This window comes from Chitinophaga sp. Cy-1792 (assembly GCF_011752935.1).
Lineage (GTDB): Bacteria > Bacteroidota > Bacteroidia > Chitinophagales > Chitinophagaceae > Chitinophaga.
Window position 1 is genome coordinate 878968 of sequence record NZ_VWWO01000002.1, and the last position, 17975, is coordinate 896942.

Sequence of the window (17975 nt, forward strand, 5' to 3'; positions counted from 1 at the left end):
CTGTAAATAACATAGTTATGAAAAAATATTTTGCTGGTGCTGCCCTTATCCTCGGTCTCTTTACCGCCTGCGAAAAAAAGGTAGATCCTGTGAATGGAAATTTTGCCACCGTAACGCTGAATGGCGGTGATAAAATGGTGACAGGTCCTATGACTGTAAATCCTGGCGACAGCATCACCTTTGATTTTACGATTGCGACCAAAGTGCCGATGAAGTTTGTGAGCATACAGAAAAATCCGGTGAACCAGACCGCCTTTGTGGTACGCGATACACTTAAAACAATGGCGACTACCTACAGCGCCGTTAAGACACTGAAAGCGGATACGGCCAGCGGCCCTTTCCTGTACAGGATTGTGGCGCATGATTCCGCCGGTACGTATATTGGTTCCCGTGATATCGTGATTACTACCAATCCTGATTTTTATTATTATACCTACAAATTCCTGCGAGTGCCGGATACCACAGGTAAGGTAAATCCCTGCTATATATCTTTAGTTACGGGAGATACCTACAGCTATTCCACCGGAGCGGCCAACTCAGCAAAGATTGATCTGGGTATTGCCTATGATACTACAGGAGCCTATACGCCAACGAATACCGCCGATGACGTGAAATTTGTGGTGTATAATATGGATTCCGCACAGGCTGCCACACCGTATTATGATCTCAGCAGCTGGACAAAAAGCAAGACGCTTATCAACCGCACCAAATCGCCGGCCTTCAATACGTTGTTGTCTGGTGGAGGCTTGCGCAGCGCGGCAAAAACAGCTAACTTATCTGCCAGTAAAATCAAACGTATTGTAAATGTGGTGGCTGGTGACCTGATTTTCTTCCAGACAGCTGCCGGCAAAACAGGCTGTATGACCATCAACTATACAAATGGTAGTTCCGGTGCAGCTGATTCCTTCATAAATGTTGATATAAAAGTTGAACGCTAACTAATATCTTTCTATAATCTTCCGGTGAAATGAAAACAGTCGTAATGAAAAAAGAAGTTCTCCGTCTGGCATTGATGACAACTGTTGGTTTATGTGTTGCATCGAATGTAAAAGCACAGTATCCGCAAATCCCTGCTGAGGTGCAGCATGCGGCCGATTCCCTGATGCGTGCCACTACCAGCCACTCTGATTCGGCCTGGGCTGTTGCCTGGCCTGTTGTGCAGGAGGAGGCGAAACATGGCAGGCCCTATATTCCATGGGCTTCCCGTGTTGATGAGCTGCCACAGGCAGCCATAGCAGCATTCCCTGGCGCTGAAGGTGGTGGTAAATACTCCTTCGGTGGCCGTGGCGGTAAAGTATTTGTGGTGTCCAACCTCAACGATGATGGCCCCGGTAGTTTACGCTGGGCCTGTGAGCAGGGCGGTGCAAGGACCATTGTATTCAACGTAGCGGGCATTATCCGCCTCAAAACGCCGCTGATCATCCGCGCACCTTATGTCACCATTGCCGGACAAACAGCGCCCGGCGACGGGGTTTGTGTGGCCGGAGAAAGTGTATGGGTGAATACGCACGATGTGATCATCCGCTTTATGCGCTTCCGCCGCGGCGAAACATGGGTAGGCCGCAGGGATGATGCCATCGGTGGTAACCCGGTAGGTAACATCATGATCGACCACGTATCAGCCTCCTGGGGCCTGGACGAGAACATGAGCATGTACCGTCATATGTATAACGACAGCACCGGAAAAATCGAGGATAAATTCCCTACGGTGAACATCACTATTCAGAACTCTATTTTTGGTGAGGCACTGGATACCTGGAACCATGCCTTTGGCAGTACCCTTGGTGGCGAAAACTGTACGTTTATGCGTAACCTCTGGGCCAACAATGCCGGCAGAAACCCTTCTGTGGGCTGGAATGGCGTGTTCAACTTCGTGAACAACGTTGTCTTTAACTGGGTGCACCGTAGCATCGATGGTGGCGATTACCGCGCACAGTTCAATATCATCAATAACTACTTCAAGCCAGGGCCGGCTACGCCTGATAATAATGTAGGTCATCGTATCCTGAAGCCTGAAAGCGGCCGCAGTAAGCTGAAGTATAAAGTCTACGGACGTGCTTACGTTAATGGCAATGTCATGGAGGGACATCCGGCTATCACCAAAGATAACTGGAACGGGGGCGTACAGGTAGAAGAGCTGGGTAACGCCGGCGAATACACGGAATTCATCAGGTGGAATACGCCGCTGCCAATGGCATCGTTTAAAATTTTACCTGCAGAAGAGGCTAAAAAGTTTGTGCTGGCAAATGCCGGCGCCACACTGCCACGCCGTGATCCGGTGGATACCCGTATCGTAAAACAGGTGACTACAGGTAAAATTGAGTGGGACCCGAATGTAAAGGCGCCGGAAACACAGTTTAAATACCGCCGTTTGCCGCTGGACTCCTATAAAATTGGCATCATCGCGGATATAAGCCAGGTAGGTGGTTATCCGGAGTATAAAGGTACACCGTACAAAGACAGCGACAATGATGGTATGCCGGATGACTACGAAAAGAAAAAAGGATTGAATCCTAACAATGCAGCAGATGCATCGCAGTTGTCTAAATCCGGTAGCGGCTATACGAATATCGAAGAATACCTGGATAGTGTAGTGCCGGTAGCCAATGTAACGCCTGCCAAATAAAGAATGATCATTAGATTTTTAATAGAGCAATGATAAAGGTGCGATTGTTATTATCAGAAAAGATGGCGCTGATAGCGGGTTTGTTCCTGCTATCAGCGGCTTCGTCTTATGCACAGAAGCAACCCAGACCCGTTCCGCCGATAGCCTTCGTGCAAGGCAGACTGCAATATGCGCCGGATTCCGCTGGTAACCGTATCCCCGACTTTTCGTATAGTGGCTACAAGGCAGGAGAGACCCCCATTCCGGAGGTTCCGGTGAAAGTGGTAGTGTCCCTGCAAAGTGGTGATGCTACCCGACGCATCCAGGCGGCCATCGATTATGTGAGCAAGCTGCCTCTTAGCAAAGAGGGCTGGCGTGGTGCTGTACTCCTGCAACCTGGTAACTACCTGGTAGAAGGGAGCCTGTTGCTGCATACCCCCGGTGTGGTGCTGCGTGGTAGCGGCTTTGCCGCAGGAGGTACTGTTATCACGGGCGCCGGTAAAGACCGGCAAACGCTTATCAGGCTGGCCGGTAAAGATGATAAGGTGATAAAAAGCAATACCACCATTACAGATGATTATGCACCTGTGAATACACGCACTGTGCAGGTGGCCAGCACCGCAGGACTACAGTCCGGCGACCTGGCGGTGATTACCCGAACAGGCACCGCAGCCTGGATCAACGATTTAGGTATGGATCATTTCGGTGGTGGCATCACCGCACTGGGATGGAAGCCCGGACAACGCAATATCAATTGGATAAGAAAAATCGCGGTGAACGACCATAACAGCATTTCGCTGGATGCGCCCTTAACGACTGCCATAGAAAAGAAATACGGATATGCCACCCTGACTACTTTCAGCTGGCCTGGCCGTATTGATAATTGTGGCGTGGAAAATCTCCAGCTGGTATCCGCTATAGATACGGATAATCCGAAGGATGAAGATCATCGCTGGATGGCCATCACCATGGATAATATTTCAGATGCCTGGGTACGGCAGGTTACGTTTACACACTTCGCTGGTAGTGCCGTGGCGTTATATGAAAATGCGTCGCGTATTACCGTAGAGGATTGTATTTCCCAGCAACCCGTATCGGAAATAGGAGGAGAGCGCAGAAATACATTTTTTACCGCCGGGCAGCAAACGCTGTTCCAGCGCTGTTATGCCGAAAATGGCATACATGATTTCGGGACAGGATTCTGTACCCCCGGCCCGAATGCTTTTGTGCAGTGTGAGTCTGTACGCCCGTATGGTTTCAGCGGCGGCCTCGATAGCTGGGCCTCCGGTGTGTTGTTTGATGTAGTAAATGTAGATGGTAATGCCATCAGCTTCATGAACCGCGGCCAGGACGGACAGGGCGCGGGATGGAATATCGCCAACTCCGTATTGTGGAATTGCAGCGCTGCCCGTATAGACTGCTATGCACCACCAGGTGCACAGAACTGGTCGCTGGGCTCCTGGAGCCAGTTTGCAGGCGATGGTTATTGGGGTGAGTCCAACAATAGTATTGAACCACGGAGTCTGTATTATCAGCAGTTGAAAGAGCGTACAGGCGTTGCCGATATATCCCGGCAGCTGATGCTGATAGCCACAGATGCCAGCAGCAGTCCTGCTGTGGCCGTGGCAGCACAGCTAACCAAAGCCGCCTATAACCCCGCCAAAACATTAAAGGAATTTATTTACGAAGCACCACAACGTAATAAAATCAATATTGCAGCCAATGGCGCAAAAACGATTGACCAGCTGGGAACTATTCCGGCGATGGAAAAGCCTGGTACGACAGCTGCCATACATATACAGCATGGCTGGCTGGTAAGCGATGGCGCGATCGCCAGTGGGGGCCGTATCAGCGTGCCCTGGTGGAATGGTAGTGCCAGAACCTATGCCAGGCAAGCTGCCGGTCCGGCGGTTACACGCTTCGTGCCGGGAAGGACAGGCCGCGGCTGGACAGACGACCTGCAAACCTTAACAGATACCATGCTCCTGACGCATACTGTATCCGTGGAACAGAACTATGGCCTCTGGTACGATCGCCGCCGGGATGACCACGAGCGTATACGCCGTATGAACGGGGAGGTATGGACGCCGTTTTATGAGCTGCCCTTTGCCAGAAGTGGCCAGGACAGCGCCTGGGATGGCCTCAGCAAATATGATCTTACTAAATACAATTACTGGTACTGGCATCGCCTGAAACAATATGCTGACCTCGCAGATCAGCGCGGGCTGCTGCTGGTACACCAGATGTATTTTCAACATAACATCATCGAAGCCGGCGCGCATTACGCCGACTTCCCATGGCGCACTGCCAATAACATCAACAACGTAGGATTTCCTGAACCCGTGCCGTATGCAGGTGATAAACGCATCTTCATGGCAGAACAGTTCTATGATACTACCCATCCGGTACGCAGGGCCTTGCACCAGGCTTTCATCCGCCAGAGCCTCGACAACTTCGCTGATAATAGCGGCGTAATACATTTTACTGCAGAAGAGTTTACCGGTCCCCTGCATTTTGTGCAGTTCTGGCTGAACACTATCCGTAGCTGGGAGGTGGAAAAGGGCAAGCATCCCATGATAGGCCTCAGTGTCACCAAAGATGTACAGGATGCTATCCTCAACGACCCGGCATTCAATAAGCTGATTGATGTCATTGATATCCGCTACTGGTATTACCAGGCCAACGGCACCGCCTATACGCCGCAGGGAGGCCAGAGCCTGACGCCGCGGCAGCATGCACGCTTGCTGAAGCCAAAAAGCACCTCGGCAGAACAGGTATACAGGGCAGTGCTGGAATATAAGCTGCGCTTCCCGGAAAAGGTGGTGCTGTATTCCGCCGATGCCTGGGATAAATATGGCTGGGCGGTGTTAATGGCTGGTGGCTCGTTGCCGGTGCTAACAGTAAAGGATAAGCGCTTTTTACAGGCAGCTGCAACCATGCAGCCTGTTGCCACTACCAACGGGCAGTGGATATTGTCTGACGACAATACCGGGATGATCATCTACACAAATAGCAATAGTATTAACGCAGATCTTACAAAAAGTACAGGCAGATATACTGTCTGCTGGATCAATACCAATACCGGCGAGCTAATGGCAGATAAAGCAGTAGTGCAGGCCGGTAAAGCCATACAACTGAACAAGCCGGCCAATGGCAATTGGGTCTTGTGGTTGAAAAAAATATAGATATGAAAAAATGGTTGCTGGCAGCAGGAATATTCGTAGGTGCCTCTGCGTTGCAGGCACAAACACCTTTGCCTTTAAAGGTTTCGGAGAACAGGCGTTTTTTTGAAACATCTGATGGTAAGCCTTTCTTCTGGTTAGGAGATACAGGCTGGCTGCTGTTCGTGAAATGTAACAGGGAAGATGTTATTAAATACCTGGACACGCGGAAGAAGCAGGGATTCAATGTTATTCAGGTGATGGTGTTGCATGATGTGAGAAAGGCGAAAAATGCCTACGGCGATTCGGCGTTGATCAATGGAGATATATCCCGGCCGCGGGTTTCAGCGGATCCTGATAACTATTGGAACCATATCAGCTTTGTGATAGATGAAGCGGCCAAACGTGGCATCTATATCGCGCTGGTGCCGGTATGGGGCAGCAATGTAAAATCGGGGTACGTAAACGCTGCACAGGCAAGGGTTTACGCGCGCTTCCTGGCGGAAAGGTATGGCAGCAAATCAAATATCCTGTGGGTGAATGGTGGTGATATCCGTGGTACGGAAGGACAGGAGGTTTGGAAGACAATCGGTGAAACACTGAAGCAATATGATCCTTCGCACCTGGTAACCTACCATCCACGTGGCCGCTATTCCTCTTCGGAATGGTTTAAAAATGCCGCCTGGATGGATTTTAATATGTTCCAGAGTGGTCACCGCACCTATGCGCAGGATACCAGCGCAAACGAAAAAAATCATTTCGGAGAAGATAACTGGAAGTACGTAGTAAAAGATTACCAGTTGCAGCCAGTGAAGCCGGTATTGGATGGAGAACCTTCCTACGAAAATATCCCGCATGGATTGCATGATAGTCTGGCTGCCCGCTGGACAGCCGCAGACCTGCGCCGCTACGGCTATTGGAGTGTATTTGCCGGCGGCGCAGGCTTTACCTATGGCGAAAATGCCGTGATGCAGTTTCACACCAAAGGCGATGCAGGCGCCAACTACGGCGTAAATATGAACTGGAAAGATGCGGTGAAAAGTGCTGGCGCAGACCAGATGCTGTACCTGAAATTACTGATGCTCTCCCATAGCTACTTCGATCGTACACCTGCACCGGAACTGCTGCCGCACAACAATGGAAAACAATACGAACACCTGGTGGCCACTAAGGGAAGTAACTACGCATACGTATACACGTATACCGGCAAACCTTTCGAAGTAGACCAGGCACAGCTGGGGTTTGTGCCTTCAAAAGCGCAGTGGTACGATCCGGCAACGGGTAATCCCCGTGATGCTGTTCCTGCTAAAACCGCAGCCATAGCGAAGTATACACCTCCGGCACGCAGGGCAGATGGCAGCGACTGGGTACTGATTCTTGATAAATAATTGTTCGTATATGCGTAAACGGATACTATATATACTGATCGGAATGCTGGCAGGCCTGACTTCCTGTTCCCGGCAGGCATATCTGTTTACAGGATTTCATGAGCCGGCTACAGATGGATTACGCTTACTGTATTCCTACAACGGCTATACGTGGAAAGATATGGATACCATATTCCTGAAGCCGCAGGTAGGCGGGCAACAGGTAATGCGCGACCCCAGTATGGTGCAGGGGCCGGATGGAACCTTTCACCTGGTATGGACCAGCAGCTGGCGTAATGATAAAGGTTTCGGTTATGCTGCTTCAAAAGACCTGCTGCATTGGTCTGCACAACAGCTGGTACCTGTAATGGAAGGCACGGACGCCGTGAATACCTGGGCGCCGGAAATCTTTTATGATAAAGCAAAACAGGACTACAAAATAGTGTGGGCATCATGTATTCCCGGCAAATTTCCGAAAGGACTGGAAGAAGATAGTAATAACCACCGGCTGTATTATACGGCTACAAAGGATTTCGTCAGCTTCAGCAAAACAGCATTATTCCTTGATCCCGGTTTTAGTGTAATCGATGCCGTTATAGTGCCACGGAAAAATCAGCCATATGTGCTGGTGCTGAAAGATAATACCCGGCCGGAAAGGGATCTCAAAGTGGCCACTGCTGAACAGCTGTCTGGCCCCTGGGAGCATATCTCTCCAGCCTTTACGACTAAACTGACAGAAGGGCCATCGGTAGTGAAAGTTGGCCATCAATGGCTGATCTACTTTGATGCCTATGGCCAGAAAACATATGAGGCAGTGGAAACGGGTGATTTTATTACGTTTCACCCGCCATCTAAAAAAATTATTATACCATCCGGACATAAGCACGGAACGATTGTGCCGGTAAAAAGAAAAGTAGTACGCGACCTGCTGAAACAACTGAACAAATCATGAAGCTGAACCCGATCAATTACTTACTGCCTGCCTTGTGTATGTTGCCGCTACTGGCCACTGCACAGGATACGGTAAGGTATACCGGAACCACGTTATCAAATGTAGATTACCACCATGGCCAGTTACCGCCGGCCATAGGTGTACATAATATCCAGGTATTACGTGCCAACAGGGCGGATACAGGTGTTACACACTGGACCTACAACCATGCGCCTATGCTGGCCTACTGGAACAATCGTTTTTACCTGGAATACCTGAGCAATCCGGTGGGAGAGCATGTGCCACCAGGCCGTACGCTGTTGACGTCTTCGGAAGATGGCTACCACTGGCAAACGCCGGTAGTCATCTTCCCGGAATACAAGGTGCCCGATGGTTTTGTAAAACCAGGGCACACAGATACCGCACAGAATACCCTTGCGGTAATGCACCAGCGCATCGGGTTTTATACGGCGAAGTCTAAACGCTTGTTTGCACTGGGGTTTTATGGTGTGGTGCTGGGGAAGAAAGATGATCCCAATGACGGGAACGGTATTGGCCGTGTGATCCGGGAAGTGAAGACAGACGGTAGTTTGGGGCCTATCTATTTTCTCCGCTATAATCATCAATTCTCTGAAAAAAATACCAGTTATCCTTTTTATAAATCTTCCAAAGACAAAGGGCTCGTTATGGCCTGTGAAGAAATCCTCCACAACGGTCTGCTGATGCAGCAAATGGTGGAGGAGTCGGACAGAAATGATACGTTGATCCCGCTGAGGAAGGATTTCAAGGCACTGAGCTATTATCATCTGCCAGACGGCAGGGCCGTGGGTTTGTGGAAATACGCGCTCACCAGCATATCTGCCAACGAAGGACAAACCTGGCAATACAATCCTACCCGCGCGCCCGGCTTCGTGAATGCCAATGCCAAAATATGGGGGCAGCGTACTTCCGATGCGCGATATGCCACCGTTTATAACCCTTCAGAATTTCGTTGGCCCCTGGCCGTTAGCACCAGCGCCGATGGACTGAACTATACCAACCTGCTGCTGGTAAACGGAGAAATAGCCGGACTGCGCTATGGTGGCGCCTATAAAAGCTATGGGCCGCAATATGTGCGTGGTATCCAGGAAATGGATGGGACACCACCAGATGGTAATATGTGGGTGACATACAGTATGAATAAGGAAGATATCTGGATAAGTAAGATACCCGTGCCCGTTACTGATAAACAGACCAGTGATGTAAAAGAGGTTTTTGCAGAGATGCCTGCAACAGCTGCCCTCCGTTACTGGAATATCTATAGTCCGCTGTGGTGCAAAGTAGCCATGGATGGTAATGCCTTATCGCTGGCCGATAGCGATCCCTTTGATTACGCTAAGGCAGAAAGAGTGTTTCCTCAAGCGAAGAAAACGGTGCTTTCCTTTGGGCTGACGCCTTTACAGGATAATACCGGCGACCTGGAAATAGAAGTGACAGATCCCAAAGGTATGCCTTGTCTGCGTTTGCTGCTGGATTCCACCGGTACCGTATATACGAAACAAGGATACCGCAACCGTGCCATAGGCAAGTACAAAGCAGGTGAGCAGCTGGCGGTTACACTGGAATTAAACACTGCCACCCGTTTTTATACGGTGAAGATCAATGATGGTAAACCTTCGCTGAATGTATATTTTGCACCGGTAGCCACGGTGAACCGCATCGTTTTTCGTACGGGTAAAACCGTTAGGTTCCCTGATGCGGATACCCATACGGACCAGGACTATGACCTGCCGGCGCCCGACAGCAAAGCACCCGAAGCCCGCTACCTGATTCATTACCTGAAAACAGCTACACAGCCATGAAAATGAAACTATTACTGATACTGCTGCTGTTTTCCGGTGTGGTTGCCGCGCAGTCTAAGCCTATGCTGCTGAAGTTTGCCGACTACAAACATTATGTTTCCTACTTCAATACCATGGAAGAGGAGAATATCAAACAGGCTATTCCAAATGATAGCGCCTGGGCATGGATGCAGGAGAATATACCATTGTTTGATTGCCCGCAGCAAAACTTTGAAGAGCTATTTTATTACCGCTGGTGGACATTGCGCAAGCATCTGAAAAAAACAGAAAAAGGATATGTGTTTACAGAATTCCTGATACAGCGGAGCTATGCCGATAAATATAACCTTATTGCGAGTGCGCTGGGGCATCATATTTATGAATCCAGGTGGCTGCACCATGCGGTGTATATGAATGATAACCTGCGGGTATGGTACAGGGCCAATAATGGTGGGCCTTTGAAGAAGTTACGTTTTTACAGCAGCTGGAATATAGATGCTATTTACAATCGTTACCTCGTTAACAACGATGTCGCATTTGTGAAAGATATGCTGCCGGACCTGCTACAGGATTACAATGCATGGGAGCAGGACAGGCGCCTGTCTTCCGGCTTGTTCTGGCAATACGATGTGCGTGATGCGATGGAGGAAACTATTTCCGGTGGCCGTAAAGAAAAGAATGCGCGGCCGTCTGTCAATAGCTATATGTATGGCAATGCCCGTGCATTGGCTGCTATGCTTGATCTTGGTGGTATGCCGGAGAAAGCGGCATTGTATAACGCTAAGGCAGATACGATAAAGCAGTTGGTGCAGGACAGGCTCTGGAATAAAACGCAACAGTTTTTTGAAGTGCTGAAAGAAGCGGATTCTTTATCGAATGTAAAAGAAGAAATCGGCTTTATTCCCTGGTATTTCCATTTGCCGGATACTGCCTATAACATTGCCTGGAGCAGTCTTACGGATACCCGTACTTTTTGTGCACCATTTGGTATCACTACGGCAGACCGCAGCCATCCTGCGTTCAGGAGTCATGGTTGCTGCAAATGTGAGTGGGATGGGGCCGTATGGCCATTTGCCACTTCCCAGACGTTAACGGCGCTGGCCAACCTATTGAATAGCAGTGGGCAGCCTTATATTGCCGACAGCAACTATTTTCAGTTGCTGCAAACCTATGTAGAATCACAGTATTACCGCGGCCGCCCGTATATCGGAGAATACCTCGATGAGAAAACAGGCTACTGGCTCAAAGGCGATGAAGAACGTAGCCGCTACTATAACCACTCTACTTTCAATGACCTGATCATCACCGGCCTCGTTGGGCTGCGGCCTGCTGCCGGAAATGAAGTCACCGTGCATCCGTTGCTGCCTGCCGGCACCTGGGATTGGTTTTGCCTGGATAACGTGCTGTATCACGGGAAATATCTCACGATCATCTGGGATAAATCCGGCAATAAATACAAAAAAGGAAAAGGCCTGAGTGTTTGGGCTAATGGTAAGAAAATAGCGGCTGCACCTGTATTGCAGCCCATCACAGGGAAGTTATGAAAACACGCTGGTACATCGTTATAGTATTGCAATTGCTGCTGCTGCCTGCTATGGCACAGCAAACGACAAAGGTATACCTCAGTGGCACCGGGCCGGATCATGCAGTCAACTGGCAGTTTTACTGCACTGCGGGCATGAATGCCGGCAAATGGACAACGATTCCGGTGCCTTCCTGCTGGGAGCTGCAAGGCTTCGGCAAGTATAACTATGGCTTTGCGAAAGACAGTGTCAGGGGCAAAGAATCCGGCCTGTACAAATACACCTTCGATGTTCCGGCACAATGGAAAAATAAGGCGGTCAACCTGGTATTTGAAGGGGTAATGACAGATGCAACGGTAAAGATCAATGGTAGATCCGCAGGAGCGGTGCACCAGGGCGCTTTCTATGCCTTCCGGTATGATATTACGGCTTTATTGAAATATGGTAAGCAAAATATACTGGAAGTAAAGGTGGATAAGCATTCCGCGAACGAGTCTGTGAATGCGGCGGAGCGCCGCGGCGACTACTGGATATTCGGTGGCATTTTCCGCCCGGTCTGGCTCGAAGTGTTGCCGGCTGTTCATATCAGTAATGTAAGTGTCAATGCGGGTGCAAATGGCCTGTTTTCCGCCAGCATAGCGGCTTCGCAGGAGGCTGATAGTCTGGCTGCTGCCATATACGACAGCAAGGGGCAGCTTTTCGGCAGTAGTGCCGGTACCAAAGGCCCGGCAGGGTTTGTGGTAAATGCCCGCTTTGCATCACCGGTGCTGTGGAATCCGGAGTCGCCGTATTTGTACAAGGTTATTTTCTCCCTATATAAAAATAAACAGCTGCAACATACGGTGAGCCAGACTTTCGGCTTCAGGACCGTAGAGCTGCGGCAACGGGATGGGATATACGTAAATGGTGTAAAAGTGAAGATGAAAGGCGTAAACAGGCATTCTTTCCGCCCGGAAACGGGGCGTACTATGAGCAGTAACAATAGTATAGAGGATGTGCAGCTCATTAAAGATATGAACATGAACGCTGTGCGCATGAGTCACTACCCGCCTGATGAGCACTTCCTGGAGGTCTGCGATTCGATGGGATTGTTTGTACTGGATGAACTGGCAGGCTGGCATGGCCACTATGATACACCCACCGGTACTAAGTTGTTGAAGGAAATGATGGTGCATGACCGGAATCATCCATCGGTCGTGATGTGGGCCAATGGCAATGAGGGTGGCCACAACCGCGATCTGGACTCGCTCTTTTATGCATGGGATATGCAACAGCGGCCACTGGTACATCCGTGGGAACTGTTTAATGGTATAGAAACGCAGCATTACAGAGAATATAATTATGGTATCGGCAATTATAATAATGGCCGCGAGATTGTGATGCCTACAGAGTTTCTGCATGGTCAGTTTGATGGCGGCCATGGGGCAGGGTTAGAAGACTATTGGGAAATGATGTGGCATGACCCGCTGAGTGCCGGCGGTTTCCTCTGGGACTTTGCCGATCAGGGTGTGGTACGTAAGGATTTGCATGATTCCCTGGATACAGATAAATTCCGCGGTGCCGATGGCATATTAGGCCCGCATCATGAGAAAGAAGGCAGTTTTTTTGCCATAAAGGAAATCTGGAGCCCGGTACATATTGCCCGTCGGGAAATAGCCACCGGCTTCGACGGTAGCTTTACAATAGAGAACCGTTACCACTATACGAACCTGAAGGAATGCCATTTCTCCTGGAAGCTGCAACGGCTCCAGGCACAAGAGGAAGTGATTGGCCTGGCGGTGGCACCTGATATCGCACCGTCACAGCAGGGAACGCTGCAACTGCATCTTCCTGCAGACTGGGCGACCTATGATGTGTTGCAATTGAAAGTTTCGGATAGCCGTGGCCGTGAAATTATGACACATACCTATCCGGTGCATCGTCCCGCTGATATGGTAACACAGCTGGTTCATCTCTCCGGAGATAAAAAAATAATTACAGAAAAATCAGACTCACTGATAAAGGTAAGTGTAGGGGATATTTCAATGGTGTTTAATAGTAAGTCAGGATGGTTAACTAAAGTTGAGAATGCGAAGGGGCTTATTCCTTTTGCGAATGGCCCATTGCTGGCGGAGGCCGTGAATAATTTTCAGGCGATTACTGTAATTGAAGAGAATGGGCAGGTTATTATTGAGTCGAAGTTTGACAGAAAGACTTCCTATAATACCCTTCGCTGGACGATCTATCCGTCAGGCTGGGTCAGATTGGACCTGCATTATTTCCCCGGTGCATATTTTACGAATTATATAGGTGCGAATTTTAGTTTTCCGGAGAAAGATATCACCAGCGTGACATACATGGGGGATGGTCCTTACCGGGTATGGAAGAACCGTCAGAAAGGCATGCAGTTAGGTGTTTGGGAGAAGCCGTACAATAATACGGAAACGGGAGAATGGCCATGGATATACCCTGAGTTTAAAGGCTATTACTCCAACCTTTACTGGGCGGAGTTTCACATGAAAGAGAATAGTTTCAAAGTGGTGAATGCCACAGAAGGCGTATTCCTGCGTTTGTTTACTCCTGCCTGGAAAACGGACCAGTGGCATAACTATGAACCATTGTTTCCGCCGGGAGATATATCGTTTTTACAGGGTATCAGCAGTATTGGTACCAAAACACAACGCAATGAAACCACGGGCCCTATGGGCATGAAAAATATTTATTACGACTATGAAAAGGAGCCTGCACGGGCTTTATCCATGACATTATATTTTGATTTTTCAGGAAGATGAGAAAGATAATTTTTTATATCATACTGTTGGTAAGCTTCTGTAGCTGGAATGTCTTATCTGCACAGGTAACGGTGACGAACCTACGCTGTGAGTCGCTGATAAATCCGACAGGCATTGATGCAGCCCTGCCACGGCTGAGCTGGCAGCTACAGGCCACCCAACGTGATATACAGCAAACGGGCTACCAGGTACTGGTGGCATCTTCCAAAATATTGCTGGACAAAAATCAGGGCGATATCTGGAATTCCGGAATGGTGAAAAGTAGTGCAACTATCCAGGTGCCGTATACGGGGCAGCCATTGAATAGCGGGCAGCAATATTTCTGGAAAGTAAAATCATGGACGAATAAGGGGCAGGCAGCCTGGAGCAGTACCGCCAGCTGGAGTATGGGCCTGCTCAGGCATACAGACTGGAAAGCTGCCTGGATAGGCTATGACCATGCGGCTGTATATGATAGCATTTCACAGTGGTCGCGGTTGTCGGCCCGTTATTTCAGAAAGACTTTTACCGCGAAAGCAGCCGTGAAACGCGCAACGGTATATGTTTCCGGACTGGGTGTTTATGCGTTGTCCATCAACGGCAAACGTATCAACAGCGATGGCCTCACACCTGCGCCTACCGACTATGGTAAAAGAATCCTCTACAATACATTTGATGTTACAGATGAAATAAAAAGTACGAATGCGATAACTGCTGTGGTAGGCAATGGACGCTATTTTAGCATGCGTCAGAACTATAAACCTATCAAAATTGCTACTTTCGGCTATCCCAAATTAATACTGCAACTCGATATTGAATATGTCAATGGCGAGCAGCAACGGATCATTACTGATGCTACCTGGAAACTGAATGTAGACGGCCCTATCCGCAGTAATAACGAATATGACGGCGAAGAATATGATGCCACTAAAGCCTGGCAGAACTGGGAGCAGCCAGGGTTTGATGACAGCCGCTGGTTACAGGCAGAGGTGCTGACACCGCCGGAGGCTTATCTGTTTGCGCAAATGATCCCGCCGGTAAAAATTATGCGAACCGTACGCCCGATTGCTATTAAACCGATGGGTAATAAAAGATATATACTTGATATGGGCCAGAACTTTGCAGGGTGGCTGAAAATGAAGGTGAATGGCAAACGGGGGGATACCGTGACAATGAAATTCGCAGAAAGTCTGCAACCTGACGGAGAACTATATACGGCCAACCTGCGCGATGCGAAAGTAACGGATAAGTATATACTAAAAGGTGGTGGTCCTGAAACCTGGCAACCCACCTTCGTGTATCATGGCTTCCGTTATGCGGAAATCAGCGGCTACCCGGGAACGCCTGTTCCGGCCGACTTCGAAGGACAGGTACTCTACGATGATATGGCTACCACAGGTACTTTTGAATGTAATGATACCATTATCAATGCTATCCATAAAAATGCATGGTGGGGTATTGCTTCCAATTATAAGGGGATGCCAATGGATTGTCCGCAGCGTAATGAACGCCAGCCATGGCTGGGCGACCGTGCCACCGGCGCTGGTGGTGAGGCTTTCCTTTTTAATAACGCTGCCCTTTACGCCAAATGGCTCGATGATATTGAAGACGCACAAACAATGGAAGGTGCCATCCCGGATGTAGCACCGGCTTTCTGGAAATACTATTCCGATAACATTACCTGGCCCGGTACTTACCTCATGGTGGCCGATATGCTGTACCGACAATATGGATATAGTTTCGGCATCAGCAGGCACTATGCTTCTATGAAGCGCTGGATGGACTATATGAAAGGGAAATACCTGAAAGCGGGTATCATGACCAAAGATAAGTACGGCGACTGGTGTGTGCCTCCAGAAGACCTTAGCAGTATTCACGCCAAAGACAGCACCCGCATCACCAACGGACAGCTGCTGTCTACCGCCACTTACTATTATCTGCTTGGACTGATGGAACGGTTTGCTACCATCGCGCAGCATCCGGATGATATCAGGGAGTACCAGGAATTGAGAGATACGGTGAAAGCGGCCTTTAATCAAAAGTTCTATCATGCAGATAAAAAGCACTACGACAATAACACCGTTACTGCCAATCTGCTGCCGCTGTATTTCGGCCTGGTGCCTGACGATCAGCGGGAGGCTGTGTTTAACAGTATGTATACGAAAATCAGGATTACAGATAAGATGCACATCAGCACGGGCGTCATCGGTACGCAGTGGCTGCTGCGCGGGCTGAGTAATTTCGGTCATAACGATATTGCCTATACGCTGGCCAGTAACGATTCCTATCCGGGCTGGGGATATATGGTGAAACATGGCGCTACCACCATCTGGGAGCTGTGGAATGGCAATACGGCCAATCCTGAAATGAATTCCCAGAACCATGTGATGTTGCTAGGGGATTACCTGATATGGCTATACGGAAATCTGGCCGGTATCAAATCTGATACGGCGCAGGTGGCATTTAAACGCATCATCATGAAGCCGGAGATCATCGATGGACTTGATTACGTGAAAGCGACCTATAACAGTGTATATGGAGAGATTCGCAGCAGCTGGAAAAAACGCATACCCGATTTCTCCTGGCAAATCAGTATTCCGGCGAATTCTTCTGCCCTTGTATATATTCCGGCAACCGACAGCGCTGGCATAACAGAGAGCGGTAAACCATTGACAAAAGCCACCGGACTACGTTTTCTACACATGGAAGGCCGCTATGCTGTACTGGAGCTTCGTTCCGGGATTTATCAGCTGCTGTCAACATTTAAATTTAAACAGGGGATAGTAAGAGACGAATTTATTTTCCGCAGTGCTGCTTTCCCGGAAAGCCATGCTGCCACCATCGCTGAAACGGATGATGGCCTGATAGCCGCCTGGTTTGGTGGTACGAAGGAAGGAAATAAGGATGTCTGCATCTGGACCAGCCACTTTAAAAATGGTACCTGGACAGCTCCGCTGAAAGTGGCCGATGGTGTATTGAACGATAGCACCCGTTATGCCTGCTACAATCCTGTATTGTACTACACACCGGAGAAAGAACTGCTGCTGTTTTATAAGATCGGGCCTAACGTTGCCGGCTGGACAGGCTGGATGATGCGTTCCCGCGATAATGGCCGCTCCTGGAGTACGCGTGAAGCGCTGCCGGAAGGCTTCCTGGGGCCTATAAAAAATAAGCCGGTATTACTCGATGGGAAATTAATCTGTCCTTCCAGTACAGAAAAAGATGGGTGGAAGGTACACCTGGAAATAACCACCGACTATGGTAAAACCTGGACGAAAACACCTCCTTTCAATGATGGTAAAACCATTACCGCTATTCAACCATCCCTGCTGACCTATGCGGATGGCCGCTGGCAGGTAATGTGCCGTAGCAAAAACAGGACAATAAACGAAAGCTGGAGCAGCGACCATGGCAAAACCTGGAGTCCGGTGGCCGCCTCCGCATTGCCTAATAATAACTCCGGTACGGATGCAGTAACGCTCGCAGATGGCCGGCAGCTGCTGGTATACAATCACGTGAAACCTGCGCCGGAACTGAAAAGTGGTAAAGGGGCCCGCACGCCACTAAATGTAGCCATCAGCAAAGATGGTAAAAACTGGAGTGCCGCCGTTGTGCTGGAAGATGCTCCTGTAAGTCAGTATTCCTATCCTTCTGTTATTCAGACGAAAGATGGGCTGGTGCATATCGTGTATACATGGCGCCGGGAACGTATTAAGCATGTGGTAATTGATCCTGCAAAACTGCAACTACAGCCTGTTGTAAACGAACAATGGCCTGGCACAATTGCCAATAATGCTGCCAGTTCCGCTGAAGAATAA

The 17975-nt window shown here is 49.2% G+C and carries 9 protein-coding genes; all 9 read left to right on the top strand.

The genetic code is table 11. The features are described 5' to 3' along the window. The first annotated feature begins 17 nt into the window (after window positions 1–17). Genes F3J22_RS17800 through F3J22_RS17840 form a run of 9 tightly spaced genes read left to right on the top strand, consistent with a single transcriptional unit; the run spans window position 18 to window position 17975 of the window. On the top strand, window positions 18–938 hold the full coding sequence (locus F3J22_RS17800; protein ID WP_167019295.1) for a hypothetical protein: 921 nt from the start codon (window positions 18–20) through the stop codon (window positions 936–938). 44 nt (window positions 939–982) lie between these two features. Then, window positions 983–2626, top strand: coding sequence for a polysaccharide lyase (locus tag F3J22_RS17805; RefSeq protein ID WP_167019296.1), 1644 nt, complete (start codon window positions 983–985; stop codon window positions 2624–2626). Between the two features lie 38 nt (window positions 2627–2664). Then, window positions 2665–5790 (top strand): DUF6298 domain-containing protein, encoded by a 3126-nt coding sequence (locus F3J22_RS17810; protein ID WP_205195402.1) that lies wholly within the window; start codon window positions 2665–2667, stop codon window positions 5788–5790. 2 nt (window positions 5791–5792) lie between these two features. After that, window positions 5793–7154 (top strand): glycoside hydrolase family 140 protein, encoded by a 1362-nt coding sequence (locus F3J22_RS17815; protein WP_167019298.1) that lies wholly within the window; start codon window positions 5793–5795, stop codon window positions 7152–7154. 10 nt (window positions 7155–7164) lie between these two features. After that, entirely contained in the window at window positions 7165–8085 is a 921-nt protein-coding gene (locus F3J22_RS17820) for a glycoside hydrolase family 43 protein (protein ID WP_167019299.1), read from the top strand. Next, window positions 8082–9905, top strand: coding sequence for an exo-alpha-sialidase (locus F3J22_RS17825; protein WP_240155122.1), 1824 nt, complete (start codon window positions 8082–8084; stop codon window positions 9903–9905). Before F3J22_RS17820 ends, F3J22_RS17825 begins: the two co-directional genes overlap by 4 nt. Then, complete coding sequence (locus tag F3J22_RS17830; RefSeq protein ID WP_167019300.1) at window positions 9902–11428, top strand: glycosyl hydrolase family 65 protein; 1527 nt, start codon at window positions 9902–9904, stop codon at window positions 11426–11428. The genes F3J22_RS17825 and F3J22_RS17830 overlap by 4 nt, the downstream gene beginning before the upstream one ends. Then, window positions 11425–14178, top strand: a complete 2754-nt coding sequence (locus F3J22_RS17835; protein ID WP_167019301.1) for a glycoside hydrolase family 2 TIM barrel-domain containing protein — start codon at window positions 11425–11427, stop codon at window positions 14176–14178. The genes F3J22_RS17830 and F3J22_RS17835 overlap by 4 nt, the downstream gene beginning before the upstream one ends. Further along, window positions 14175–17975 carry a family 78 glycoside hydrolase catalytic domain gene (locus F3J22_RS17840; RefSeq protein WP_167019302.1) on the top strand — a complete coding sequence of 1267 codons (3801 nt, stop codon included), beginning with the start codon at window positions 14175–14177 and terminating at the stop codon, window positions 17973–17975. Before F3J22_RS17835 ends, F3J22_RS17840 begins: the two co-directional genes overlap by 4 nt.